Source organism: Sinorhizobium fredii USDA 205 (genome assembly GCF_001461695.1).
In the GTDB taxonomy this organism is placed as follows: domain Bacteria; phylum Pseudomonadota; class Alphaproteobacteria; order Rhizobiales; family Rhizobiaceae; genus Sinorhizobium; species Sinorhizobium fredii.
In genome coordinates this window covers 159363-183922 of the sequence record NZ_AUTC01000024.1, presented here as the reverse complement: position 1 = coordinate 183922, position 24560 = coordinate 159363, and the positions used below count along the sequence as shown (strand labels likewise).

Sequence of the window (24560 nt, the reverse complement as noted above, 5' to 3'; positions counted from 1 at the left end):
ACGAAAAAGGGCGGAACTTGGTTCCGCCCTGAAATCTCATTCGACGACCTCTGCCGTTTCGAGAACGGCGTGGAAGAGGACGTCGGCGCCTGCGGCGGCCCAATCCTTGGAAATGTCCTCCGCCTCGTTGTGGCTGAGCCCATCGACGCAGGGGCACATGATCATCGTGGTCGGTGCGACCTTGGCCGCCCAGCAGGCGTCGTGGCCGGCGCCTGAAATGAGATTCATGTGGCTGTAGCCGAGCTTCTCGGCCGCGCCGCGCACGGTCGCGACCAGCTTCGGATCGAAGGTGACCGGATCGAAATGGCCGACCGCTTCGATCGAACAGCCGACGCCGAGTGCCTCGGCGATCTTCGGCGCCTCGGCTTCGATCCGGGCGCGCATGCCGTCCAGTTTGGCCTGGTCCGGCGAGCGGATGTCGACGGTGAAAACGACCTTGCCGGGCAGGACGTTGCGGGAGTTGGGCGAGAAGAACATCTGGCCGACGCCGCCGACGGCGCCCGGCTGGCTTTCCATCGCGACGGTCTGCACCATTTCGAGGATCCGCGCCATGGCGAGACCGGCATTGACGCGCATGTTCATCGGCGTCGAGCCGGTATGGGCTTCCTTGCCGGTGAGCGTGAATTCCAGCCACCACAGGCCCTGACAGTGGGTGACGACGCCGATCTGCTTGTTCTCGGCCTCGAGGATCGGTCCCTGCTCGATGTGATATTCGAAATAGGCATGCATCTTGCGGGCGCCGACCTCCTCGCCGCCCACCCAGCCGATGCGCTTCAACTCGTCGCCGAAGGCCTTTCCCTCCGGATCCTTGCGGGCATAGGCGTAGTCGAGCGTGTGGACACCGGCAAAGACGCCGGAGGCGAGCATGGCCGGCGCGAAACGAGCGCCTTCCTCGTTGGTCCAGTTGGTGACGACGATTGGATGCCTGGTCTTGATGCCGAGGTCGTTCAGCGTGCGTACGACCTCAAGGCCGCTCAAGACGCCGAGCACGCCGTCATACTTGCCGCCGGTCGGCTGGGTGTCGAGATGGGAACCGATATGGACGGGGAGCGCATCCGGGTCAGTGCCGGGGCGTGTCATGAACATGGTGCCCATCTTGTCGACACCCATGGAGAGCCCAGCCTTGTCGCACCAGGACTGGAAAAGCCGGCGGCCTTCGCCATCGGCGTCCGTCAGGGTCTGGCGATTGTTGCCGCCGGCGACGCCGGGGCCGATCTTCGCCATTTCCATCAACGAATCCCACAGGCGGTCGGCATTGACGCGCCTATTCTCGCCAGGTGCAGCCATGGCGCTCTCCTCTTTTTCCGGCTAGACCCTCCCCGGGGATAGCCTCATGTTCCCGTGGCCAAATCGGAGCTTTGTCTTTGTGCCCTTCGATCAGCCGTTGCCTTTGTCGGCAATCTGACTGATAATTTGACCGGTTGGTAAACATTACAACTTCCGTAGCGGCACTCAAGCGGGAAAAAGAAAAAAACCAGTTTGTTGCCCAAGTAAATGGCGCGTCCGATTTTTGGGCAGAGGGTGCTCCACGCGACCTAGCGTGTGGGCATTGGCAGGGGGCGAGATGGTACTTCCAAGAGCGGCGAAAACCCAGAGGCGCACACGCATCCAGGAGGAGAAGGAGGAGCGGATTCTCGAAGCGGCGCTCGAGGTCTTTTCGGCGAGCGGCTTCCGCGGCTCGACCATCGATCAGATCGCTGAAGTCGCGGGCATGTCGAAACCGAACCTGCTCTATTACTTCCGCACCAAGGAAGCCATGCACCGCGCGCTGATCGACCGCGTCCTCGACACCTGGCTCGATCCGCTGCGTGAATTCAATGCGGAAGGCAATCCTGTCGCCGAGATCCGCAGCTACATCCGCCGCAAGCTCGAAATGGCGAGGGACTTTCCGCGTGAAAGCCGGTTGTTTGCCAATGAGGTGCTGCAGGGCGCCCCCCATATCGAGGACGAGTTGAAAGGCCCGCTGAAGCAATTGGTCGACGAAAAGGCCGAGGTCATCCGCGCCTGGGCGAAGGCCGGCAAGATCGCCAATTGCGATCCCTATCACCTGATCTTCGCCATCTGGTCGACGACGCAGCACTATGCCGATTTCGACGTGCAGGTCCGCGCGGTGCTGGGCCAGGAGCACGCCGGCGATGGGCGCTTCGAGGATGCAGCGCGCTTTCTCGAGCGGCTCTTCGTCGACGGCTTGCAGGTCCGCGAGTAACGTCAGTCCTGCGCCGGCATGACTTCGGAAAGCCGCGTTGCATCGTCGACGATCCAGGTTTCAAGCGTCGCCTGCCTACCGCGCAGGTTTATCTCCATTCGCCTGTTGCCTTCCAGGCTGAGGCCGGCGCGTTCAACGAGTTCGACCGAAACGGCAAGCTCGGCATCGTGTTCCTTCGCAAAACCCTCCAGCCGGCTCGCCGTATTGATCGTGTCGCCGACCGCCGTCAGCGAGGTCGCCTGACCGTAGCCCATCTCGCCGACGATGGCAGGCCCGGCATGCAGCCCGATTGCAACCCTGAGCGGCTGTTCGAGTTCGTCCTCGAATGTCTGATTAAGCGTGCGAATGCCCACCGATAGGCGGGCGGCGGCTGCAAGCGCCTGGCGGCACGCTTCCGGAAGTGGGGTCTTCAACCCGAAGATCGCCAGCGCCCCGTCGCCGATGAACTTGTCGATGACGCCGCCGGAGCCCTCCACCGCCTCGCCGATCACTTCGAAATAGCGGTTGAGCAGGAAGACCGTGTCATAGGGCAGCTTGTGCTCGGCGATGCGGGTGAAATCGCGCAGGTCGCAGAAGAGCACGGCCACCCGCCGCTCGCGCCCGCCGCCGTTCTGCCGGGCAAGCTGAGTTTTGATGCCGAGACTGTCGGTGTCGAGAATGGGTACGACGGTGACATTATGGGTGGGCCGGAACTGGCAGGCCAGACGCACGTTTGCCGGAGCGCCGATCCGGCTGAGGGTCGTCAGTTCCGCTGCTTCCGGCGCCGGCTGGCCGTCGAGGCCCTCGATGACGCGCACCCGGCAGGTCGAGCAGCGGCCGCGGCCACCGCAGACCGAGACGTGGGGGAAACCGGCGGCGCGGCTTGCCTCGAGCACGCTGAAGCCGCGGCTCACCGCCGCCACTCGCCCGTCGGGATAGCGCACGCGGATGCGGCCGCGCGCCGGCATGGCGCGCAGCGCCAAGGTCCCGCCGATCAGGCCGGCAAATCCCGCATAGAGGGCGAGCCGGATGTTCTCGGCTAGGGCAGGATCGACCCGCGGCCGCATCTCACTCACATAGGCCCTGTCGCCGTAGCCGCCATGTTCCGCATAGTCGCGACCAAGAGAACGGGCGCCGTTGACGAAGCCAAGCAGCGCGAAGATGGGCACGAGCAGGGCAACGGTGTAGAGCAGGAATTCGTGGCGCGGAAACCAGTCTCGGCCGCGCATCCAGAACCAGGCGCCGAGACAGGCGTGGCTCCATACGAACAGCAGCGCGATCGTCTGGCGGGTCGTGCCCGCCGAACTCGACCAGAGCCCCCGCAGAATTTGTGGATAGTCGGCAGTGACTCCGGTCAGGAGCGGCTCCACCCGGGTGGCGACCACGTGGGGTATCAGCAGAAAGGGCAGGCTCAGGCCGAAGATGATCTTCAGCGCTTCGCCCACCGGCATGCGGAGCGTCTGGCGACGATAGAGACTATCGAGCGCCATCAGGAAGTGGAGGAGCAGGGCGCCGTAGAGCAGGATCGTGCCGGGTATGCTCTGCCAGACAAAGGCGAACACGCGCCTGCCGGACTCCATCGCGCCGATCGAGATCAGGCCAAGCGAGTGATTTGTGAAATGCGAGAGCACGAAGACGGCGAGCACGGCCCCGGAAATCAGGTGCGTCTTCTTGCGCGCATTAAAGGAAATGATCGTCAAACAGTCTGCCCGGGTCTGCCGGCGGCCGCCGGGCCGCTGCTGGATTTCCCCTTATCGACCAGTTTGCCTGCGGCGACAACTTACGTTTTCTACACAATGTGTTTAGCGGTCGGCTTCGCTGGACAATCCCCTCAATCTGAGGAATATCCAGGCGTTCTAACGCGTTAGCGTGGGCGGTGGAACTATTCCATGATGCGCGGCAGTCCCGCGGCAAGCGTGTCGATCGCCAGGCGTAGTTTTGGCAGTGGCCGCCGCGTTTGCGGCCATACCGCGTGGACCTTGAAAACGAGACCTGGCCGATCGGTCAGCACGCGCACGAGTTCGCCGCGTTGCACTCGCTCGCGCACCAGCCAGCATGGTAGCCAGGCCAGGCCGAGGCCCTCGGCAGCCGCGTCCGCGATTGCCGCAAGATCGTCGAGCCGCAGCCGCGTATTCGGCAGGATTGTCTCGCTGGTCCTGCCTTCGACAGGAAAGGACCATGGTCGCTGTTGGCCGCCGCGGTAGTAGACCACCGCATCGTGCGCCGCGAGCTCGCCCACAGTTTGCGGCGCGCCGCGCGCCGCAAGATAGGTTGGAGAGGCGCAGACTGTCATGCGCTGTTCGGCGACAGCGCGCGTCATAAGCCCTGAATCGTTACCCAATGAACCATTGCGGATGGCGAGATCGAAGCCTTCGTCGAGGAGATCGACGACACGGTCGTTGAAGGACATATCGAGCTCGAGATGCGGGTGCCTGCGCAGCAGGTCGCGAAACAGCGGCGCCACGCATTGCCGGCCGAAGAGAACCGGCATGGAGATTCGCAACCGGCCGCGGATTTCCTGTCTCCCGGATTCGAGAAGGGCTTCGGCCGTTCGGATCTCACCGAGCGCCTTCTGGCAGCTCTCGTAAAAGAGCTGGCCTTCCTCGGTCAGGCTCTGCGCTCGCGTGGTGCGATGGAAGAGGCGGACGCCGAGCCTCTGCTCGAGCCGGGCGATGGTCTTGCCCACGGCGGAGCGCGAAAGGTTCAGCCGCTCGGCCGCGGCGGAGAAGCCGCCCGCCTCCGCCGCCTCGACAAACACCGGGATGCCGTTGAGATGCTCCATTCGATTGTGTCCGTTTAAGAACCAATGATGGGAATTCTTATCGCAACTGGCGACCCATTTTCAACATTATGTTCGTTCCAGCACAACAACTGGAAAGGAACAAACATGTCGAAATGGATGCAGGAATGGAGCACCGAGGCTGTTGGCCCGCATAATCTAAAGATCGAGGAGCGCAGATTGCCCGAAATCGGCGACCTTGACGTGCTCGTGCGCACGACGGCGGTGTCGCTCAACTATCGCGACAAGCTGATGCTGGAGAGCGGCATGGGGCTGGATCTCACCTTTCCCTTCGTGCCGGCTTCGGACATGAGCGGCGTCGTCGAAGCGGTCGGCAAGGGCGTGACCCGCTTCAGGCCCGGCGACCGCGTCATCTCGACCTTCGCGCCCGGTTGGCTTGACGGCCTGCGGCCGGGAAACGGCAGGACGCCTGCCTACGCCACGCTTGGCGGCGTGCATCCGGGTGTCCTGTCGGAATATGTCGCCTTTCCGGAAGACTGGTTTGTCGCCGCGCCCACGAGCCTTGACGCCGCTGAGGCGAGCACACTTCCCTGCGCCGGCCTGACTGCCTGGTTCGCGCTGATCGAGAAGGGCCATCTGAAGCCCGGCGATCGCGTCGTGGTTCAGGGCACGGGCGGCGTCGCACTGTTCGGTCTGCAGATTGCCAAGGCTGTCGGCGCCGAGGTGATCGTGACATCGAGCAGCCGGGAAAAGCTCGAGAAGGCGCTTGCGCTTGGCGCGGCCCACGGCATCAACCGTCTCAGCGAGGACTGGGTGGAGCGCGTCTATGCGTTGACGGGCGACCATGGCGCCGACCATATTCTCGAGATCGCCGGCGGCGCCGCTCTCGGCCAGTCGCTGAAGGCGGTCGCCCCGGACGGGCGAATTTCGGTGATCGGCGTGCTCGAAGGTTTCGAGGTTTCCGGTCCGGTTGCGCCATTGCTGCTGAAATCGCCGGTGCTGCAGGGCATCAGCGTCGGACATCGCCGGGCGCTCGAGGACCTGGTCGGTGCGGTCGACCGCATCGGATTGAAGCCAGTGATCGACAAGCGCTACAAGTTCACCGAGGCCCGTGAGGCATTGGCGCATCTCGATCGCGGCCCCTTCGGCAAGGTGGTGATCGAGTTCTGAGGTCACAGAAAATGCAGAAGGCCGCCGGTGGTTTCCGGCGGCCTTCTCGTTCGTCGACTTCCCGCTTACTCGGCGGCCTGGCGAGCCATCGGGTTGTTCGGATGCGTCGTCCAGTTGGCGTAGTTCGGATCGACCGGCTTGCCGGTGCGCTTGTCGAGTGTCCCGGCGGCGAGTGGCTCCAGGGTGATGCAGTTCTCGACCGGACAGACGTTGACGCAGAGGTTGCAGCCGACGCATTCCTCCTCGATCACCTCGAAATGGCGCACGCCATTGACGAACTGGGTGATCGCCTGGTGCGACGTGTCCTCGCAGGCGATATGACAGCGGCCACACTTGATGCAGGCGTCCTGATCAATCTTCGCCTTGGCGACATAATTGAGGTTGAGGTACTGCCAGTCGGTGACGTTCGGCACGGCGCGGCCGCAGATGTCGTCGAGCGTCCTGTGACCCTTGGCGTCCATCCAGTCGGAAAGGCCGGAGATCATTTCCTGGACGATCTTGAAGCCGTAGGTCATCGCCGCCGTGCAGACCTGCACGTTGCCGGCGCCGAGCGCCAGGAATTCGGCCGCATCGCGCCAGGTGGTGATGCCGCCGATGCCGGAGATCGGCAGGCCGTAGGTCTCCGGATCACGGGCGATCTCGGCGACCATGTTGAGGGCGATCGGCTTCACCGCCGGGCCGCAATAGCCGCCATGGCTGCCCCGCCCGTCGATCGAGGGCTCAGGCGAGAAGGTATCGAGATTGACCGCGGTGATCGAGTTGATCGTGTTGATCAGCGACACCGCGTCGGTGCCGCCGGCCTTGGCGGCGCGCGCCGGCTTGCGGATGTCGGTGATGTTGGGCGTCAGCTTGGTGATCACCGGCATGCGCGTGTACTGTTTGCACCAGCGCACCACCATCTCGATATATTCGGGCACCTGGCCGACCGCGGAACCCATGCCGCGCTCGGACATGCCGTGCGGACAGCCGAAATTGAGCTCGATGCCGTCCGCCCCGGTTTCTTCGACGAGCGGCAGGATCGCCTTCCAGGCGTTTTCCTCGCAAGGAACCATGATCGAGGCGATCAGCGCCCGGTCAGGCCAGTTCATCTTCACCTGCTTCATCTCGCGCAGGTTCACATAGAGGTCGCGGTCGGTGATGAGCTCGATATTGTTCAAGCCGAGCAGGCGGCGGTCGGCGCCCCAGATCGCGCCATAGCGCGGGCCGTTGACATTAACGACCGGCGGCCCTTCCTCGCCGAGCGTCTTCCAGACGACGCCGCCCCAGCCCGCCTTGAAGGCGCGCTCGACGTTATAGGCCTTGTCCGTCGGCGGCGCCGAGGCGAGCCAGAACGGGTTCGGGGATTTGATGCCGACAAAATTGTTGCGAAGATCAGCCATTGTTCTCTTCCTCTCGATCCTGCTCAGGCAACGGCGCTCGCCAGCGGGGCGTCCGCGGCGAGGGCCTGGTTGATCGATTCGGCGCAATCGCGGCCCATCGCGACGGCGGAAACCGTCAGGTCCTCTCCGCCGAGCACGCAGTCGCCGCCCGCCCAGATCTTGGCGAGCGAGGTGCGGCCTGCTGCATCGACGACGATGCGTCCGCTCTCCATCTGCAAGGCACCAAGGCCGGAGGCCTGGAAGGTCTGGCCGATCGCCTTGAAGATTTGTTCAGCGGCAATGATACCCGTTTCCCCGGTCGTCGTCAGCTTGCCGTCCTCAAGGGCGGTGTATTCGAGCTCGATGCCGGCGACCTTGCCGTCCTTCACGGCAATACGCTTCGGCTGCAGCCAGTGGCGGATGGTGACGCCCTTGGATGCTGCCAGGTCCTGTTCGAATTCGGAGGCGTTCATGTGCTCCTTGCCGCGCCGGTAGCAGATCGTCACTTCCTCGGCACCGAGCAATTTCGCTTGGACGGCGGCGTCGATCGCGGTCATGCCGCCGCCGAGCACCACGACACGACGACCGACGGGGATGTCGGCCTTGGTCTTCGACTGGCGCAGCGCCGCAATGAAGTCGACCGCATCCTCGACGCCCTCGGCATTCTCGCCCTCGATCCGGAGCGCGTTGACGCCGGCAAGGCCGAGACCGAGAAAGACGGCATCATATTGTTCGGTCAGGTCGGCAAGCGAGAAATCGCGGCCGAGGGCCTGGCCGTGGCGCACTTCGATGCCACCGATCGACAGGACGTAGTCGACTTCCTTCTGGGCAAAATCGTCCACCGTCTTGTAGGCGGCGATGCCGTATTCGTTGAGGCCGCCGGACTTTTCGCGCGCGTCGTAGATGACGACGTCGTGGCCCTTGACGGCCAGCCTGTGGGCGCAGGCAAGGCTCGCCGGCCCCGCACCGACGACGGCGATCCGGCGCCCCGTAGCGGCGGCGCGCGCATAGAACTGCTTGTTCTCCCGCATCGCGACGTCGGTCGAATAGCGCTGCAGGCGCCCGATCTCGACCGGGCGCTCCTCCGCCGTGTTGCGCACGCAGGCCTGCTCGCAGAGCGTTTCGGTGGGACAGACGCGGGCGCACATGCCGCCCAGGATATTCTGGTCGAAGATGGTCTTTGCCGAGCCGATCGGATTGCCCGTCGCGATCTGCCGAATGAACAACGGGATGTCGATGGAGGTGGGACAGGCCGTCATGCAAGGCGCGTCATGACAGAAATAACAGCGGTCCGCGGCGACCAGCGCTTCGTGCTTGTCGAGTGGCGGATGGAGGTCGGAGAAATTGGCTTCGTACTCCGCGAGCGGCAGTCGCCCGTGAAGAATCCCAGATTGCGTCGTTCCCATTTTTGGCTCCCAATGTATCCTCAGGATAGGAAACGGTAACACGCTTTATTTTTTTATCAAACGGTAAAATTTTGGTCGCGTTTTCCGCGATTCTGCGTGCTGCGGGTGTTTTTGCCTGCGGTGTGGTTTTGCGCTTGTTTGACAGTGCAAGGCAAATAGTGGCAGCAAATCGAGGCAAGGAGACTCGGTGACGATGGCGCGCAGGGCGGAGAGCAATAACAGGCTGGACGATGCGGCTCGGGCTGGCTGGCTGTACTATGTGGCCGGACGGACGCAGGACGAGATTGCGTCGATCATGGGAATTTCGCGCCAATCGGCGCAGCGCCTCGTATCGCTCGCCATGGCCGAGCGGCTGATCAAGGTGCGGCTCGATCACCCGATCGCCGCCTGCCTCGAAGCCGCGGCGCGGCTCAGGGAGAAGTACGAGCTTCGGCATGTCGACGTCGTGCCGAGCGATCCAGGATCGAGTTCGACGACTGTAGGCATCGCGGAAGCCGGGGCGGCAGAGATCGAGCGCTGGCTGAAATCGACCGATCCGGTCGTGCTCGCCATCGGCACGGGGCGGACTTTGAAGGCGACGATCGACCAATTGCCTTCGATGGAGTGCCCGCAACACCGTGTCGTGTCTCTCACCGGCAATATTCGGCTCGACGGTTCGGCCGCCTACTACAACGTCATCTTCAGCATGGCGGACACCATCAATGCGCGGCATTTCCCGATGCCCCTGCCGGTGCTCGTCTCGTCGGCCGAGGAGCGCGAAGTGCTGCACAAGCAGAGCCTTGTCAGGATGGCCCTGGAACTCGGCGCCGAGGCCGATGCTGCCTTTGTCGGCGTCGGCGAACTCGGGCCGAATGCGCCGCTTTGCGAGGACGGGTTCCTTGCACGGGAGGAGATGGCGCGGCTAATGGCGGCGGGCGCTGCCGGCGAGATTTGCGGCTGGATGTTCGACCACGACGGTGCCTTGCTCACCGGCAGCATCAACGAGCGCGTCGCCTCCGTGCCGCTGCCGCCGCGCGACCGCGCCTCGGTGATCGGCATCGCCAAGGGCAAGCGCAAATACGAGGCGCTCAGCGCAGCCTTGAAGGGCCGGATCATCAACGGCCTCATCACCGATGAGACGACGGCCGAGTATCTGCTCGGCGCATAAGCTGGCCCTGAGGCCGTACGATTCGTCGAAACGCCCGCGTCCGCGCAAATCCTCGACTGTAGAAAAAAGTTACTCAATACAGGCGCTTAGCGTGTTCGTTGCGTCGCAGCGACGAATGCGCATTGACATTTTTCGGGGAAAAGTGAGTAATTGCCCACGAGCAAGGCAAATGCTCAATTTCTTCTGGGAGGAAGTCGATGAATTTGAGAACTTTCCTGCTGGGCACGTGCTCGGCAGTCGCTCTGGCAGGCCTGGCCCAAGCAGAGACCCTGACCATTGCGACCGTGAACAACGGCGACATGATCCGGATGCAGAAGCTGGCGGACGACTTCACGTCGAAAAATCCTGACATTCAGCTCGAATGGGTGACGCTCGAGGAAAACGTGCTGCGCCAGCGCGTGACGACCGATATCGCCACCAAGGGCGGCCAGTACGACATCATGACGATCGGCACCTATGAAGTGCCGATCTGGGCCAAGCAGGGCTGGCTTCTGCCACTCGACAAGCTCGGCCCCGACTATGACGTCGATGACCTGCTGCCGGCGATCCGCAGCGGCCTCACCGTTGACGACAAGCTCTATGCCGCGCCGTTCTACGGCGAGAGCTCGATGGTCATGTATCGCAAGGATCTCTTCGAGAAGGCCGGGCTCACCATGCCCGAGGCGCCGAACTGGGAGTTCATCGCGGACGCCGCCCGCAAGATCACCGACAAGAATAATGAAATCTATGGCATCTGCCTGCGCGGCAAGGCCGGCTGGGGCGAGAACATGGCGTTCCTCACCGCGACCGCCAATGCCTTCGGGGCGCGCTGGTTCGACGAGAACTGGAAGCCGCAGTTCGACCAGCCGGAATGGAAGAACGCCCTCGATTTCTACGTCAAGCTGATGAACGATGCCGGCCCGCCCGGCGCCTCCTCCAACGGTTTCAACGAAAACCTGGCGCTGTTCCAGACCGGCAAGTGCGGCATGTGGATCGACGCAACAGTGGCCGCCTCCTTCGTGACCAATCCGCATGAATCTACGGTCGCCGACAAGGTGGGCTTTGCTCTCGCCCCCGACACCGGCTTGGGCAAGCGCGGCAACTGGCTCTGGGCCTGGAGCCTCGGGATCCCGGCGGGCTCGCAGAAGGCGGATGCGGCGCAGAAGTTCATCGCCTGGGCAACCGGCAAGGACTATCTGAAGCTTGTCGCCGAGAAGGAGGGCTGGGCGAACGTGCCTCCCGGTACCCGCAAGTCTCTCTATGAGAACCCGGAATACCAGAAGGCGGCGCCGTTCGCGAAGATGACGCTCGACTCGATCAACGCGGCCGACCCGAAGAACCCGGCGGTCAAGCCCGTGCCCTATGTCGGCGTGCAGTTCGTGGCAATTCCTGAATTCCAGGGACTTGGCACGGCGGTCGGCCAGGTGTTCTCGGCCGCGCTCGCCGGTCAGATGAGTGTCGATCAGGCGCTTGCCAGTGCGCAGCAACTGGCCACGCGTGAGATGACCAAGGCCGGTTATATCAAGTGAGGCTCCCAAGGGGCCGGGGTGCTGTCCGGAAACGGCCGGCAGCTCCGGCCACCTCCAGAGCGGGACGAGGAAAGGGGCGTAGCCCGCCTTCGGCCCAAGTCCCGCTCTGACTTTTTTGGCTTTGCGAGCGCGTTTGGCGCGCACGATGCGCATGCCTCTTTTGGAACCAGCGTTGACACCACATGGGGGACGCCATGGCGACCTTGCATACCCGCTCCGCCGCGCGGCTGATGATCGCACCGTCTGTGCTTCTGCTTCTGGCCTGGATGGTCGTGCCGCTGGCGCTGACGGTCTATTTCTCGCTCCTGCGCTACAACCTGCTGATGCCGGGCATGGAGGAGTTCGCGGGCCTTAGTAACTACACCTATTTTCTGACGGATCCGGCCTTCTTCCAGGCCGTCTTCAACACGCTCGCGATCGTGCTCGGCGTGCTCTTCATCACGGTCGTCGGCGGCATTGGGCTTGCGCTGCTGCTCGACCAGCCGATGTTCGGGCAGGGGATCGTGCGGATCCTGGTGATCGCGCCCTTCCTGATCATGCCGACGGTCGCGGCGCTCGTCTGGAAGAACATGTTCATGAACCCGGTGAACGGGCTCTTCGCCTGGCTCGCCAAGCTCGTCGGCCTGCAGCCCTTCGACTTTCTTGCCAACGCGCCGCTCTTTTCGATCATCCTGATCGTCGCCTGGCAATGGCTGCCCTTCGCGACGCTCATTCTGCTCACGGCGCTGCAGTCGCTTGACGAAGAGCAGAAGGAGGCGGCGCAGATGGACGGCGCCGGTGCCTTGAGCCGGTTCATCTATCTCGTCCTGCCGCATCTTTCGCGCGCCATCACCGTCGTCATCCTCATCCAGACGATCTTCCTGCTGTCGGTCTTCGCGGAAATCCTCGTCACCACCAATGGCGGCCCCGGCACCCAGAGCACGAACCTGACCTTCCTGGTCTATGCGCAGGCACTCCTGCAGTTCGACGTGGGCGGTGCATCCGCCGGCGGCATCATCGCAGTCATCCTCGCCAACATCGTCGCATTCTTCCTGATGCGCATGATCGGCAAGACGCTGGAGGCTTGAACAATGGCACGCAATGTCTCGACCCAGCGCAAACTGGTCACCACGGCCGTCGCCTGGACGATCGGCATCCTGATCTTCTTTCCGATCCTCTGGACCTTCCTGACGAGCTTCAAGACCGAGGCGCAGGCGATCGCCTCGCCACCGGCCTTCCTGTTCTTCGATTGGACGACCGAGAACTATTTCGAGGTGCAAAGCCGCTCGGACTACTTCAAGCACTTCATGAACTCGGTGGTGATCTCCTTCGGCTCGACGCTGCTCGGCCTCCTGATCGCCATTCCGTCCGCCTGGGCGATGGCCTTCTCGCCGACAAAACGCACCAAGGACGTCCTGATGTGGATGCTCTCCACCAAGATGATGCCGCCGGTCGGCGTGCTGGTGCCGATGTATCTGATATTCCGCAATACGGGGCTGCTCGACACGCGCACCGGACTGGTGATCGTGCTGACGCTCATCAACCTGCCGATCATCATCTGGATGCTCTACACCTATTTCAAGGAGATCCCGGGGGAGATCCTCGAAGCAGCCCGCATGGACGGGGCCTCGCTTGCCAAGGAGATCATCTACGTGCTGACGCCGATGGCGATCCCCGGCATCGCCTCGACGTTGCTCCTCAACATCATCCTCGCTTGGAACGAAGCGTTCTGGACCTTGAACCTGAGCGCGGCAAAGGCGGCGCCTCTGACTGCCTTCATCGCCTCCTATTCGAGCCCCGAAGGCCTCTTCTACGCGAAGCTGTCGGCGGCCTCGACGATGGCGATCGCCCCCATCCTCATTCTCGGCTGGTTCTCGCAGAAGCAGTTGGTACGCGGCCTCACCTTCGGCGCGGTCAAATAAGGGTCAGACTCATGGGAAGCATTACACTCAAGAACGTCTCGAAGGTCTTCGGTGCTCACGCGGTGATCCCGTCGATCGACCTCGACATCAACGATGGCGAGTTCGTCGTCTTCGTCGGCCCTTCCGGTTGCGGCAAGTCGACGCTTCTGAGGTTGATTGCCGGGCTCGAGGACGTCAGCGACGGCACGATCGTCATCGACGGCAAGAATGCCACGGAGCTGCCGCCGGCCAAGCGCGGCCTTTCCATGGTGTTCCAGTCCTACGCTCTCTACCCGCATATGAGCGTGCGCGCCAATATCGCCTTCCCGCTGAAGATGGCGGGTGAGGACAAGGTGGTGATCGACAAGAAGGTGGCGGATGCGGCGCGCGTCCTGAACCTCACCGATTATCTCGACCGCAAGCCGCGCCAGCTTTCCGGCGGCCAGCGCCAGCGCGTCGCGATCGGCCGGGCGATCGTCCGCCAGCCGGAGGCCTTCCTGTTCGACGAGCCGTTGTCGAACCTCGACGCGGCGCTGCGCGTCAACATGCGGCTTGAGATCAGCCAGCTTCATCAGCAGCTGAAGACGACGATGGTCTATGTCACCCACGACCAGGTGGAGGCCATGACCATGGCCGACAAGATCGTCGTCCTCAATCGCGGCCGCATCGAGCAGGTCGGCTCGCCGCTCGAACTCTATCACCGGCCCAACAATCTCTTCGTCGCCGGCTTCATCGGCTCGCCGAAGATGAACTTCATATCAGGTGGCCAGGCGGCCAGCCATCAGGCTCACACGATCGGCGTCCGGCCGGAGCACCTGGTGCTTTCGAAAGACCATGGCACATGGCAGGGCACCGTCGGCGTGGCAGAGCATCTCGGTTCAGACACCTTCCTGCATGTGAACGCCGATGGCATCGGCACGATGACGGCGCGTGTCAGCGGCGACTTCGCCGTCACGCATGGCGACCGCGTCTTCCTGACGCCGGACCCGCAGCGCCTGCACAAGTTCGACGAAAAGGGACTGGCAATTCGATGAAACGTCTTGAAGGAAAGAGCGCGCTGATCACCGGATCGGCGCGGGGAATCGGCCGCGCCTTCGCGGAAGCCTATGTGCGCGAAGGCGCTACCGTGGCGATTGCCGATATCAATATCGAGCGGGCAAGCCAGGCTGCCTCGGAGATCGGGCCGGCGGCCTATCCGGTCGAGATGGATGTCACCCGGCAGGAGTCAATCGATGCGGCGATCGCCGCGGCCGTCCGGCAGGCCGGGGGGCTCGACGTCCTCGTCAACAATGCGGCGCTCTTCGATCTCGCGCCGATCGTCGAGATCACGCGCGAAAGCTATGAGCGGCTCTTCTCGATCAACGTCGCCGGCACGCTCTTCACGCTGCAGTCGGCGGCGAAGCAGATGATCGCGCAGGGGCGGGGCGGCAAGATCATCAATATGGCGAGCCAGGCGGGCCGGCGGGGTGAGGCTCTGGTCGGGGTCTATTGCGCGACGAAGGCGGCGGTCATCAGCCTCACCCAGTCTGCCGGGCTCGACCTCGTCAAGCACCGCATCAATGTGAATGCCATCGCCCCGGGCGTCGTCGACGGCGAGCATTGGGACGGCGTCGATGCGCTGTTCGCCAAATACGAGAACCGTCCCCTTGGCGAGAAAAAGCGGCTGGTAGGCGAGGCGGTCCCTTACGGCCGTATGGGCACGGCCGAAGATCTGACCGGCATGGCGATTTTCCTCGCTTCTTCCGAAAGCGACTACGTGGTTGCACAGACCTACAACGTCGATGGCGGACAATGGATGAGCTGAAACCGGTCCGAAGGATGGGTTCGAAAGGACTGTTAGGATGACGACGAAACTCTCGCTTGCGACGCTCGGCGCGATCAAGCCCAAGGCTGGCGTCCCGAACTATGATCGGCATGCTCTTCGAGCCGGCATCGTCCACTTTGGCGTCGGCAACTTTCATCGCGCTCATCAGGCCGTCTATCTCGACGATCTCTTCAATCTTGGGCGCGATCACGATTGGGCGATCATCGGTGCCGGTGTCCTTCCATCCGACGAGGTGATGCGCGCCAAGCTCGAGGCGCAGGACTTTCTGACCACGGTGGTCGAGCAGGACAACAACCGCACCGGCGCGCATGTCACCGGTGCGATGATAGCCTATCTCAAGCCCGGCGATGTTACGGCCATCGTGGCACAATTGGCGAGCCCGCATATCCGCATCGTTTCGCTGACCATCACCGAGGGCGGCTATTTCATCGATCCGGCCTCGGGCGCGTTCAATCCGGCCCACGCGGCGATCGTCGAGGATGCTCGCAACCCGACATCGCCGAAGACGGTCTTCGGTCTCATCCTGGCCGGCCTTGCCGAACGCAGGGTGCGGGGCATACCGCCCTTCACTGTCATGTCCTGCGACAATATTCCCGGCAATGGCGAAGTGACCCATGCGGCCGTTTCCGGTCTGGCACGCCTTTCGGACCCGGCTTTCGCCGACTGGATCGATGCGAATGTCGCCTTTCCGAACGGCATGGTCGACCGCATCACGCCAGCGACGGGGGATCGCGAGATCGGCTTCGTCGCTTCGGATTATGGCATCGACGATGCCTGGCCGGTCTTTTGCGAAGAGTTCAAGCAGTGGGTGCTGGAGGACCATTTCCCGCAGGGTCGCCCGGCGCTCGAGAAAGTCGGCGTGCAGTTCGTGCCTGACGTCGCGCCCTATGAGCACATGAAGATCCGCATTCTCAATGGCGGACACGCGGCGATTGCCTACCCGGCGGCGCTTCTCGACATTCATTTCGTCCATGAGGCGATGGAGGAGCCGCTGATCCGCGCTTTCCTCGCCAAGCTGGAACAGGAAGAGATCATCCCGGTCATCCCGCCGGTGCCGGATACGGACCTGAAGGACTATTGCAAGCTGATCGAGACTCGCTTCGCCAATCCGAAGATCGCCGACACGATCGCCCGGCTGGCACAGGACGGCTCGAACCGGCAGCCGAAGTTCATCCTGCCGTCGACCGCCGATCGCCTGCGCCGCGGCGAGGACGTGGTCGGGCTCTCTCTCGTCTCGGCGCTGTGGTGCCGGTATTTCGCCGGCAAGTCCGATAGCGGCAGGGACATCGTTTTCAACGATGCGAGCGCCGACCGATTGCAGGCGGCGGCGCGGGCGGCCAAGGACGATCCGATGGCCTTCCTCGCGCTTTCCGACATTTTCGGAGACGTCGCGCGTTCCGACCTCTTTCGCCGCCGTTTTGCCCATGCCTTGAAAACACTTTGGGAAAAGGGTACGCGCGCTACGCTGCAACTTTATCTGGACGACAAACTCGGGGAATAACCATGGCGGAGCACGCCTCCAGACTGGTCATTTTCGACTGCGACGGCGTGCTTGTGGACAGCGAACCGATCTCGCTCGGCGTGCTGGTCGAGGTGCTGGACGCAGCCGGCGTTTCGATGACGACGGAGGAGGCGAGCGAGCGCTTCCTTGGCCGCAGCCTCCAGAGCATGTCGGCAATCCTGCATGACGAGTACGGGCTTGCGACCGACACCGCATTTCTCGAAGCAATGCGGATGCGGCTCTATGCGCGCTTCCGACAGGAGCTGAAGGCCGTTCCCGGCATACGCCAGGCAGTCGAGCAGCTTGATGCAGCCTGCTGCGTCGCTTCTTCAAGCCAGCCGGAGCGTATCCGCCTGTCGCTGACCGTGACCGGTCTCATCGATCTCTTCGAGCCGCATATCTTCAGCGCCACCATGGTGACGCACGGCAAGCCGGCGCCCGATCTCTTCCTGCATGCGAGTGCGCAAATGGGTTACGCCCCGGCCAATTGCATCGTCGTCGAGGACAGTCCGGCCGGCATCGAGGCGGCCAAGGCGGCGGGCATGCGGGTCTTTGCCTTCGCGGGCGCCAGCCATGCCCGAAACGAGCGGCATCGGCAGGCGCTTGCCAATCTTGATCCCGACGTGCTGTTTGACGACATGGGCGAATTGATACAGTTTGTCCGGCAATAGGGAGAGCAGGGGAGGCGCGGCCCCCGGGCCGCACGGTCCTCGCAAGCTGAAAGCCCAATCATCATCTCGGGACGGGGTCATCCATTGATGCGCGAACATGTCGTGGCGGTCGATATCGGAACCGGCAGCGCCCGTGCCGGAATTTTCGATCGGAAAGGCATGCTGCTGGCCCGTGCCGATCGGGCCATTGCCATGAACCGGCCGCAGGAGAATCACGCCGAGCACGATTCCGAGGACATCTGGACGGCCGTCTGCGAAGCCGTGCGGGCGGCGCGCGAAAAGGCGGGAATAGGCGCTCAGAGCATCGCGGCAATCGGCTTCGATGCGACCTGTTCGCTGGTCGTGCGCGACCGTGACGGCGCGCCGCTCTCGGTCAATCGCCGGGGCGAGCCGCGTTGGGACACGATCGTCTGGCTCGACCACCGGGCACTTTCGGAGGCGGATTTCTGTACGGCGACCGAGCATCCGGTCCTCGATCATTCCGGCCGGGTGATGTCGCCGGAGATGGAGATGCCGAAGCTGATGTGGCTGAAGCGAAACCTGCCGCATCAGTGGGAGAGGGCAGGTTATTTCTTCGACCTCGCGGACTATATGTCCTGGCGGGCGACGGGAAGCATTGCCCGGTCGCGCTGCACGCTGACGGCGAAATGGAACTATCTCGCCCACAAGGAGCGCGGTTGGCAGCAGGACTATCTCGAACGGATCGGTCTCGCGGATCTTCTCGAACGCGGCGGATTGCCCGAGGAGTCGCTGCCGGTAGAGCAAGCCGTCGGGAACCTGACGGCGACCGCGGCAGCGCAACTGGGTCTCGACACCGAATGCCGGGTCGCACCGGGCCTGATCGACGCCTATGCGGGAGCGCTCGGGGTGCTCGGAGGTTTCGCCGGCGATCCGACAAAGCTCGAACGCCAGTTGGCGCTCATCGCCGGCACCTCGAGCTGTATCGTCGCCTTTTCGAAGGGGATGAAGCCGGGCTTTGGCATGTGGGGCCCCTATTTCGAGGCGGTTCTGCCCGGCTTCTGGCTGATCGAGGGCGGTCAATCGGCGACGGGGGCATTGCTCGATCATGTCGTGCGTCTGCATGGAGGCGGGCTGCAGCCGACCGCCGAAACCCACGGGGAGATCATCGAACGCGTGCAGGAATTGCGCAGCGAGCACGGTGACAGCTTCGCCGACCGCTTGCATGTGCTGCCCGATTTTCACGGCAACCGTTCGCCTCTCGCCGATCCGCATGCGCTTGGCGTCATTAGCGGCCTGGCGCTCGATTCGTCCTTCGACGCACTTTGCCGCCTCTATTGGCGGACCTGCGTCGCCATCGCGCTCGGCATCCGCCACATTCTCGAGATGATGAAGGAGGCGGGCTATGACCTCGATACGCTGCACGTGACGGGCGGCCACGTGCGCAATCCTCTTTTGATGGAACTCTACTCCGACGCCACCGGTTGCCGCGTGGTGGTGCCCCAGGCGCCGGATGCTGTTCTGCTCGGGACGGCCATGGCCGCCGCCGTGGCCGGCAACCTCTATCCCGACCTCGCGCATGCAGGTGGTGCCATGGCCTCGACCGGCCAGGAGCGCCGACCGAATCCGGCGCTGCGCGATCTCTACAACCGCGACTACCGACGCTTTCTGGCGCTCTATCGCCACCGTGCCGAGCTGGAGTCGATCGAATAGCGGAAACTTTGAGTCTTTCGCGGAACCTTTTTTTGTATCGGGCATTATTGCTGATAGCCGAGCGGTGACGCACATCGCCCCCAATGTGACGTCGGAGGCATACCGCCGGTTGCCAACTCACATCCCCCTCAGTGAGTTGCATAACCTCAGCCAGTGCCCTTCCCTCGGCACTGGCTGTTTTATTTGCAGGATCAAATCGTCGCCAACGGCCAACGCCCTGCCGAACCTTGTTCCGGCAGGGCGTATTCTTCAGGCGTGATCGGGATGCCCCTAGTCTAAGCAGCGGCCTTCGTCGATTCATTGAAGAACAGCGCCTGGCTGATCAGCGCCTTGACCATTTCGGGATTGAAGGGCTTCGTCACCAGAAATGTCGGTTCGGGCCTTTCGCCGGTCAGCAGCCGCTCGGGGAAGGCGGTGATGAATATCACCGGCACGGCGCTTGTCTTGAGGATTTCGTTGACCGCGTCGATACCGGAACTGCCGTCGGCGAGTTGGATATCGGCGAGCACCATTCCCGGCTCGGACGTCTTGAAAAGCGCAATGGCCTCGTCCTTGGTCCGCGCGATGCCCGTCACCCGATGGCCGAGGCTTTCGACCATCTGCTCGATGTCAATCGCAATCAGCGGCTCGTCCTCGATGATCATGACGTCGGTTGCAACCTGACGGGAGATCTCCTGCGAAGCACGGTCGAGCAGGGCGGTGAGCTTGGCGGTATCGACGTCGAGAACTTCGGCCGACTCCTGCGGGGTGAAGCCTTCGACGGATACGAGCAGGAAGGCCTGGCGCGCGACCGGAGACACGGCCGCAAGATTGACGGAGGCACGCTGCTCCCAGGCAAAAGGCGAGATGGGTTCGGGAACGAGCACCGACGAAGAGCCGAACAGCGATGTGAAGAGACGAAACAATGCCACCCTGTCGCTGCTGGCCTCGGGGAAAATGGAGGTATCGGCGATCAGCGCTTCGAGCACCGCCGCGACATAGGCGTCACCGGACGTCTGGGACCCGGTCAGGGCGCGCGAGTAGCGGCGGAGATAGGGAAGAAATGGAGCGATGCGGGTGGACAATTCATGCAGGACTCCCTCGATCCGTGTCTTTTAAACTTTGTTCCGCTGCGGAAACGTCCCGGCGAAAAAAAGGTTCCCGAGCGGAACATTTCATTTTTCCGCTGCGTTATGGTGCATGCGAAGTTTCAAGGGCGGCAGTTATAATGAGATATACTTCAGGGGCAGGGCGGACGGTCAGCATGCGTCCGAAGTCTGACGATCCGAACGCGCAGATCGCGGCGAAGTTGAAAGCACTTTACCTGTCGGTCCAGGAAGAGGGAATTCCGGCTCGCTTCCTCGATCTTCTGGAAAAGCTTGAGGTCGTGGAAAAACGAGCCATGCTGGATGGCAAGGAGTGAGCGCCGGGATGTCGGAAAACCAAGAGTTCAAGCGTGAGATGCTTGCGGCCCTGCCGAGTCTCCGCGCTTTCGCCATGTCGCTGATCGGGCGGCACGACCGGGCCGACGATCTCGTGCAAGACACCATCATGAAGGCCTGGGCAAAGCAGGACCATTTCGAGATGGGCACTAACATGAAAGCCTGGCTCTTCACGATCCTGCGCAACGAACTCTATAGCCAGATGCGCAAGCGCGGCCGCGAGATCCAGGACAGCGACGGCCATTTCACGGAGACGCTGGCGCATCATCCGGAGCAATACGGTTCGCTCGACCTTCAGGATTTTCGTCGGGCCCTCGACCAACTGCCACCCGACCAACGCGAGGCGATCATTCTCGTCGGTGCCTCGGGCTTCTCCTATGAAGAGGCCGCGACGATCTGCGGCTGCGCGCTGGGCACGATCAAGAGCCGCGTCAACCGGGCGCGCCAGCGCCTCCAGGAAATTCTCCAAATCCAGGGCGAGAACGACTATGGGCCGGATGAGACCTCGGCGCCCATTACGTCGCGTGCGTTCGTGTCCTGACGCATCCTCCTTCCCACACCACTTCCTTCCTTATTTCTGCTTTGCAATGCGCGTTTACTCGAAGCAAAGATTGCGGCGGCGTCTTGAGTTGCTGCATAGTTCCGCCGGCCAGTCCTTAAAGGGGAGGGCATCATTGCCCTTGAAGAATGAGCCCGGGCGTTCCGGACCATTCGATCCTGCTGGCGAACGCGGCTTTGGAGTTCGGGCCGAATGCAAGAGAAGGCAAGAACAATGCTTCCGGCAATGACTGAGACGCTCGGTTCGCGAGAGCGGCTCGGTGTCCTGCATGCGGCCGTGCCGGATATGGCTGTCGCCGACAGCGACTTCGAACCGCTGGCGAAACTGGCCGCCAGCCTCTTCGAGGCGCCGATCGCTCTCGTCACGCTCGTCGATCATGAATGGGAATGGTTCAAAGCGGTCGTCGGGACGACGGAAACACGTAGCCCCGCCGACGAATCCTTCTCGGCCCATGCGATTGGCGATCATGGCGCGTTTCTTGTGCTGGACGCGTCTTTGCACCCGCTCTTTCGCCACAACCGCAAGGTTGCGCAAGCGCCGCTTCTGCGTTTCTACGCTGGGGCACCGATCATCCTGGAAGGACAAGCGGTCGGCACGGTTTGCGTCCTCGATCAGGCACCACGCGCCGAGGTGGCGGCAAAACAGCTTGAGTCGCTGCAGCGGATCGCCGACGCTGCCGCCTCGCTGCTCAAGATCAAGGACGAGGCGCGCCGGCGCGCCCTGAAGGAGGCCGCACTTTCGCGCGAAGAGCAACGGCTCGCCATGGCGCTTGATGCCGCCAATGTCGGCAGCTGGCTCTGGGATATTCGCGCCGGAACCGTGGCCGGCAACGGCGCGATGATGCGCATGTTCGAGCTGCCGGCGGAGCGGACATTGACCGCCAAGTCTGTCTTCGGCGCGATCCATCCGGACGATCGCGGCGCGACCTTCTCGAAGCTCAGGCAGGCGATGGCGGCCAACGAGGAATATGACGGCATGTTCCGGATTCGCTCGAGCGGGCGCTGGCTGCTCGGCCGCGGCCGGGTGCACGATCGGGACAGCAAGGGTGCGGCGCTGACCTTTCTCGGCATGACGATCGATGTCTCCGAACAGCAGGCTTCCGTGCAACGGACCAGGCTGCTGCTGAAGGAATTGAACCACCGGGTCAAGAACACGCTGGCAATGCTGCAATCGCTCGCACGCCAGACCCTGCGCCAGACCAGCGATCCGGCCGAGTTCATGACCGCCTTTGCCGGCAGGCTGCAGGCGATCTCCGAGGCACATGGGCTGCTTTCCGACTACGAATGGGGAACGATCCGCCTCGCGGAACTGATTTCCAAGCAACTGAAGCCCTATGTCAGCGACTATGCGGAGCAGGTGGAAATCCACAAGGACGAGGTCCTGCTCGGACCGGACCAGGCGGTCGGCCTCGGCCTGGTGCTGCACGAGTTGGCGACCAATGCGGTGAAATATGGTGCCCTATCGGTACCGAAGGGCAAGATCGTGCTGACGGCGCGCAGCGTCGTCGAGGAAGGCGGGGCCGTCCTGCATCTGACCTGGACGGAAGTCGGCGGGCCGCCGGTTCGCGAACCGCGCCGGCGCGGCTTCGGCTCGCTGCTGATCGAGCGGAGCCTCGACAAGATCATCGGCAGTTCCGTCAAGGTCGAATATCTGCCGGCGGGCGTCACCGCGCTGATCCGGCTGCCGCTCTAAGCGTGGTCCAGGCGAGCCCGCCGCCAATCAACGCCGGTCGCTGCGGCGCCGCCCTTTGCCGAGGCCGAGCAGCAGCCCCACGGCGATCGCCGTGCCCACGCCGATGAGCGGCTGCTTCTTCAGGATGCTTGTGGCGGCGGCAAGCGCGAGGTTCGTCTGAAGCATTGAACGACGGCGGCGTTCGTCCAGGATACGGCGGTCGCGGGCGTTCAGCGCGGCCATTACGGCAACGACGACAAGGGCCGTCGCGAGGAGCGCGATCGCAATCGCCACGGTGGCGACGACCGGCGAATAGCGGTCGGCGAGAGTAAGGGCAATCGCCACGAGCGCGAACACATAGGCGGTGCCGAGAAGCACGGCGACGATCGCCCATAGGAGCGCGTTACGCTTGTAACGGGAGGCCGCGGCGCCGAAGTCGGCTGCAAGCAACGCGGTTAAGACGGCCCCTAAGGTCTGCATGCGATTTTCTCCCCAGCGCATCGCGCCCAAGGCGCGTGACATCCCTTCCGGCCGTTTGCCGGCTAACGCCGCAGAAGGACTGCCGCGATGAGACCGATTGCCGCCGCGGCGCCGAGCGTGGCGACCGGATGTTCGCGCACCGCGCGCCGCACCTGCCTTTCCGTGTCCGCATAACGGCTGCGCAGATCCGAAAGCAGTTCTTCCCCGCTCTCAAGCAGGTCCTGCAGGTCCGATTCGGCTTGCTTGCGGGTGCTGCGTGCCTTGGCCTTGGCCTCCCGCGACGCCGCCACGCCCCGATCGGCGATCAAGGCGACGAGTTGCGCGATGTCTTCCCGGATTTCATGGAGCTGGTCCTCGATCGGGGTGTCGGCTGCACTGCCGTTGCGTTTCCTCGTGCTTGAACTAGAAAAGAGACCCGTCGCCATCCTGTCGCTCCCTTCGCTTCGCTGTCATGTCGGCCGAAAGCCGACGCATTTTCGCTAGCGCACCCACCGGAGTTCGCACGCCGGAGATCAACGCATGAGGGAGAAATTTGTTTCGGCAAATCTTGACGTTGCCGCGCGACGCGCAGATCAGAGCGACGCCGTTTGCGGCAGCACGAAGGGGACATCGCGGGCCGGCGCGATGCCGACCTGCATCCGGCATCCGAACACCGCTTCCATGGTCTCGTCGGTGAGGACATCCTTCGGCGCGCCGCAGGCGCGGATGCGGCCGGCTTTCATCATCACCATCTGGTCGGAGAACATCGCCGTCAGGTTGAGGTCGTGCATCACCGCAATGACACCGCCGCCTTGTTCGCAGAATTGCCGTGCCAGCTGCATGATGGTCAGCTGGTGGCGGATATCGAGGCTCGACACCGGCTCGTCGAGCAGGAGGTAGCGCGGCTCGCCGTCGCTGACGGGTGCGGCGATCTGGCAAAGCACGCGAGCAAGTTGGACGCGCTGTTGCTCGCCGCCCGACAGCTCCTGGTAGAAGCGGCCGGAAAAGCCGGCGAGATCGACCGCTTCGAGCGCATCATCGACGGTGCGGTCATTGCCCGCGACTTCGGCACCGCTTGTTGAAAGGCCGAGGCCAACGATCTCCCGGACCGTGAACGGGAAGGAGATGACCGTCGATTGCGGCAGGACGCCCCTTTTCAAGGCAAGTTCCCAGGGCTTCAGCCGGGCGATGTCACGACCGTTGATGGTCACCTTGCCCTTGGTGAGGTGCAGCTCGCCGGAGATCGCCTTCAAGGTCGTCGTCTTGCCGGAGCCGTTCGGACCGACGATCGCCGTCATCCTTCCGGGCGCCGCTTCGAACGAGACGCCGTGGAGCACGGGCCGGCCGGCGAGGCTGACGGAGAGTTCGGAAGCGCGGATCATCTTAAG

23 protein-coding genes are annotated in these 24560 nt (G+C 63.2%); 14 read left to right on the top strand and 9 right to left on the bottom strand.

The window, feature by feature from the left end; genetic code table 11:
- Positions 1–36: 36 nt before the first annotated feature.
- Positions 37–1287: a Zn-dependent hydrolase gene (locus N181_RS04135; protein ID WP_037394455.1), complete on the bottom strand. Its 1251-nt coding sequence runs from the start codon at positions 1285–1287 to the stop codon at positions 37–39.
- A gap of 277 nt (positions 1288–1564) precedes the next feature.
- On the opposite strand from N181_RS04135, the gene rutR reads away from it, so the two are divergent.
- Positions 1565–2206: an HTH-type transcriptional regulator RutR gene (gene rutR, locus N181_RS04130; RefSeq protein WP_014329280.1), complete on the top strand. Its 642-nt coding sequence runs from the start codon at positions 1565–1567 to the stop codon at positions 2204–2206.
- A 2-nt stretch (positions 2207–2208) separates the two neighbouring features.
- On the opposite strand, the gene N181_RS04125 is transcribed toward rutR, so the two are convergent.
- Both N181_RS04125 and N181_RS04120 read right to left on the bottom strand, forming a co-directional pair.
- Positions 2209–3885 (bottom strand): adenylate/guanylate cyclase domain-containing protein, encoded by a 1677-nt coding sequence (locus N181_RS04125; RefSeq protein WP_060563249.1) that lies wholly within the window; start codon positions 3883–3885, stop codon positions 2209–2211.
- A gap of 182 nt (positions 3886–4067) precedes the next feature.
- Positions 4068–4967: a LysR family transcriptional regulator gene (locus N181_RS04120; protein WP_037394461.1), complete on the bottom strand. Its 900-nt coding sequence runs from the start codon at positions 4965–4967 to the stop codon at positions 4068–4070.
- Positions 4968–5072: 105 nt separating this feature from the next.
- On the opposite strand from N181_RS04120, the gene N181_RS04115 reads away from it, so the two are divergent.
- On the top strand, positions 5073–6095 hold the full coding sequence (locus tag N181_RS04115; RefSeq protein WP_037394462.1) for a zinc-dependent alcohol dehydrogenase family protein: 1023 nt from the start codon (positions 5073–5075) through the stop codon (positions 6093–6095).
- A gap of 65 nt (positions 6096–6160) precedes the next feature.
- Here the strand turns inward: N181_RS04115 and preA are convergent, their stop codons facing one another.
- Positions 6161–7474: an NAD-dependent dihydropyrimidine dehydrogenase subunit PreA gene (gene preA / locus N181_RS04110; RefSeq protein ID WP_014329276.1), complete on the bottom strand. Its 1314-nt coding sequence runs from the start codon at positions 7472–7474 to the stop codon at positions 6161–6163.
- A gap of 23 nt (positions 7475–7497) precedes the next feature.
- Positions 7498–8859 carry an NAD(P)-dependent oxidoreductase gene (locus tag N181_RS04105; protein ID WP_060563248.1) on the bottom strand — a complete coding sequence of 454 codons (1362 nt, stop codon included), beginning with the start codon at positions 8857–8859 and terminating at the stop codon, positions 7498–7500.
- A gap of 193 nt (positions 8860–9052) precedes the next feature.
- On the opposite strand from N181_RS04105, the gene N181_RS04100 reads away from it, so the two are divergent.
- The 9 genes from N181_RS04100 to N181_RS04060 all read left to right on the top strand — a co-directional run bounded on the left by N181_RS04100 (position 9053) and on the right by N181_RS04060 (position 19062).
- Positions 9053–10006: a sugar-binding transcriptional regulator gene (locus tag N181_RS04100; RefSeq protein ID WP_014329274.1), complete on the top strand. Its 954-nt coding sequence runs from the start codon at positions 9053–9055 to the stop codon at positions 10004–10006.
- 197 nt (positions 10007–10203) lie between these two features.
- Positions 10204–11514, top strand: coding sequence for an ABC transporter substrate-binding protein (locus N181_RS04095; RefSeq protein ID WP_037394487.1), 1311 nt, complete (start codon positions 10204–10206; stop codon positions 11512–11514).
- A 194-nt stretch (positions 11515–11708) separates the two neighbouring features.
- Complete coding sequence (locus N181_RS04090; RefSeq protein ID WP_037394537.1) at positions 11709–12581, top strand: carbohydrate ABC transporter permease; 873 nt, start codon at positions 11709–11711, stop codon at positions 12579–12581.
- 3 nt (positions 12582–12584) lie between these two features.
- Positions 12585–13415 (top strand): carbohydrate ABC transporter permease, encoded by an 831-nt coding sequence (locus N181_RS04085; protein ID WP_014329271.1) that lies wholly within the window; start codon positions 12585–12587, stop codon positions 13413–13415.
- Positions 13416–13426: 11 nt separating this feature from the next.
- Complete coding sequence (locus N181_RS04080) at positions 13427–14428, top strand: ABC transporter ATP-binding protein (RefSeq protein WP_037394490.1); 1002 nt, start codon at positions 13427–13429, stop codon at positions 14426–14428.
- The gene (locus N181_RS04075; protein ID WP_037394493.1) at positions 14425–15198 is read left to right on the top strand and encodes an L-iditol 2-dehydrogenase; all 774 of its coding nucleotides are present in this window, start codon (positions 14425–14427) and stop codon (positions 15196–15198) included. The genes N181_RS04080 and N181_RS04075 overlap by 4 nt, the downstream gene beginning before the upstream one ends.
- A gap of 37 nt (positions 15199–15235) precedes the next feature.
- Positions 15236–16720 (top strand): mannitol dehydrogenase family protein, encoded by a 1485-nt coding sequence (locus tag N181_RS04070; protein WP_037394496.1) that lies wholly within the window; start codon positions 15236–15238, stop codon positions 16718–16720.
- Positions 16721–16722: 2 nt separating this feature from the next.
- On the top strand, positions 16723–17391 hold the full coding sequence (locus N181_RS04065) for an HAD family hydrolase (RefSeq protein ID WP_037394499.1): 669 nt from the start codon (positions 16723–16725) through the stop codon (positions 17389–17391).
- Between the two features lie 87 nt (positions 17392–17478).
- Complete coding sequence (locus N181_RS04060; protein ID WP_037394502.1) at positions 17479–19062, top strand: FGGY-family carbohydrate kinase; 1584 nt, start codon at positions 17479–17481, stop codon at positions 19060–19062.
- Between the two features lie 275 nt (positions 19063–19337).
- On the opposite strand, the gene N181_RS04055 is transcribed toward N181_RS04060, so the two are convergent.
- Positions 19338–20126, bottom strand: coding sequence for a response regulator (locus tag N181_RS04055; RefSeq protein WP_060563247.1), 789 nt, complete (start codon positions 20124–20126; stop codon positions 19338–19340).
- 143 nt (positions 20127–20269) lie between these two features.
- Here N181_RS04055 and N181_RS04050 point away from each other — a divergent pair, with 143 nt between their 5' ends.
- The 3 genes from N181_RS04050 to N181_RS04040 all read left to right on the top strand — a co-directional run bounded on the left by N181_RS04050 (position 20270) and on the right by N181_RS04040 (position 22734).
- The gene (locus N181_RS04050) at positions 20270–20464 is read left to right on the top strand and encodes a NepR family anti-sigma factor (RefSeq protein WP_014329264.1); all 195 of its coding nucleotides are present in this window, start codon (positions 20270–20272) and stop codon (positions 20462–20464) included.
- Between the two features lie 8 nt (positions 20465–20472).
- Positions 20473–21024, top strand: coding sequence for an RNA polymerase sigma factor (locus N181_RS04045; RefSeq protein ID WP_014329263.1), 552 nt, complete (start codon positions 20473–20475; stop codon positions 21022–21024).
- A gap of 210 nt (positions 21025–21234) precedes the next feature.
- Positions 21235–22734 carry a sensor histidine kinase gene (locus N181_RS04040; RefSeq protein ID WP_014329261.1) on the top strand — a complete coding sequence of 500 codons (1500 nt, stop codon included), beginning with the start codon at positions 21235–21237 and terminating at the stop codon, positions 22732–22734.
- A 27-nt stretch (positions 22735–22761) separates the two neighbouring features.
- On the opposite strand, the gene N181_RS04035 is transcribed toward N181_RS04040, so the two are convergent.
- The 3 genes from N181_RS04035 to N181_RS04025 form a co-directional block, all read right to left on the bottom strand.
- A complete protein-coding gene (locus N181_RS04035; protein ID WP_037394508.1) occupies positions 22762–23193 on the bottom strand; it encodes a hypothetical protein in 432 nt (143 codons plus the stop codon).
- Positions 23194–23255: 62 nt separating this feature from the next.
- Positions 23256–23618 carry a DUF883 family protein gene (locus N181_RS04030; protein ID WP_037394510.1) on the bottom strand — a complete coding sequence of 121 codons (363 nt, stop codon included), beginning with the start codon at positions 23616–23618 and terminating at the stop codon, positions 23256–23258.
- A 147-nt stretch (positions 23619–23765) separates the two neighbouring features.
- The gene (locus N181_RS04025) at positions 23766–24554 is read right to left on the bottom strand and encodes a heme ABC transporter ATP-binding protein (protein ID WP_037394513.1); all 789 of its coding nucleotides are present in this window, start codon (positions 24552–24554) and stop codon (positions 23766–23768) included.
- Between the last annotated feature and the right edge of the window lie 6 nt (positions 24555–24560).

Coding starts and splice junctions, on each gene's coding strand:
- N181_RS04080 (WP_037394490.1), top strand. CDS start 13,427: ATGGGAAGCATTACACTCAAGAACGTCTCGAAGGTCTTCGGTGCTCAC.
- N181_RS04030 (WP_037394510.1), bottom strand. CDS start 23,618: ATGGCGACGGGTCTCTTTTCTAGTTCAAGCACGAGGAAACGCAACGGC.
- N181_RS04050 (WP_014329264.1), top strand. CDS start 20,270: ATGAGATATACTTCAGGGGCAGGGCGGACGGTCAGCATGCGTCCGAAG.
- N181_RS04135 (WP_037394455.1), bottom strand. CDS start 1,287: ATGGCTGCACCTGGCGAGAATAGGCGCGTCAATGCCGACCGCCTGTGG.
- N181_RS04025 (WP_037394513.1), bottom strand. CDS start 24,554: ATGATCCGCGCTTCCGAACTCTCCGTCAGCCTCGCCGGCCGGCCCGTG.
- N181_RS04100 (WP_014329274.1), top strand. CDS start 9,053: ATGGCGCGCAGGGCGGAGAGCAATAACAGGCTGGACGATGCGGCTCGG.
- N181_RS04070 (WP_037394496.1), top strand. CDS start 15,236: ATGACGACGAAACTCTCGCTTGCGACGCTCGGCGCGATCAAGCCCAAG.
- N181_RS04045 (WP_014329263.1), top strand. CDS start 20,473: ATGTCGGAAAACCAAGAGTTCAAGCGTGAGATGCTTGCGGCCCTGCCG.
- N181_RS04095 (WP_037394487.1), top strand. CDS start 10,204: ATGAATTTGAGAACTTTCCTGCTGGGCACGTGCTCGGCAGTCGCTCTG.
- preA (WP_014329276.1), bottom strand. CDS start 7,474: ATGGCTGATCTTCGCAACAATTTTGTCGGCATCAAATCCCCGAACCCG.
- N181_RS04115 (WP_037394462.1), top strand. CDS start 5,073: ATGTCGAAATGGATGCAGGAATGGAGCACCGAGGCTGTTGGCCCGCAT.
- N181_RS04075 (WP_037394493.1), top strand. CDS start 14,425: ATGAAACGTCTTGAAGGAAAGAGCGCGCTGATCACCGGATCGGCGCGG.
- rutR (WP_014329280.1), top strand. CDS start 1,565: ATGGTACTTCCAAGAGCGGCGAAAACCCAGAGGCGCACACGCATCCAG.
- N181_RS04090 (WP_037394537.1), top strand. CDS start 11,709: ATGGCGACCTTGCATACCCGCTCCGCCGCGCGGCTGATGATCGCACCG.
- N181_RS04035 (WP_037394508.1), bottom strand. CDS start 23,193: ATGCAGACCTTAGGGGCCGTCTTAACCGCGTTGCTTGCAGCCGACTTC.
- N181_RS04060 (WP_037394502.1), top strand. CDS start 17,479: ATGCGCGAACATGTCGTGGCGGTCGATATCGGAACCGGCAGCGCCCGT.
- N181_RS04085 (WP_014329271.1), top strand. CDS start 12,585: ATGGCACGCAATGTCTCGACCCAGCGCAAACTGGTCACCACGGCCGTC.
- N181_RS04065 (WP_037394499.1), top strand. CDS start 16,723: ATGGCGGAGCACGCCTCCAGACTGGTCATTTTCGACTGCGACGGCGTG.
- N181_RS04120 (WP_037394461.1), bottom strand. CDS start 4,967: ATGGAGCATCTCAACGGCATCCCGGTGTTTGTCGAGGCGGCGGAGGCG.
- N181_RS04105 (WP_060563248.1), bottom strand. CDS start 8,859: ATGGGAACGACGCAATCTGGGATTCTTCACGGGCGACTGCCGCTCGCG.
- N181_RS04040 (WP_014329261.1), top strand. CDS start 21,235: ATGCAAGAGAAGGCAAGAACAATGCTTCCGGCAATGACTGAGACGCTC.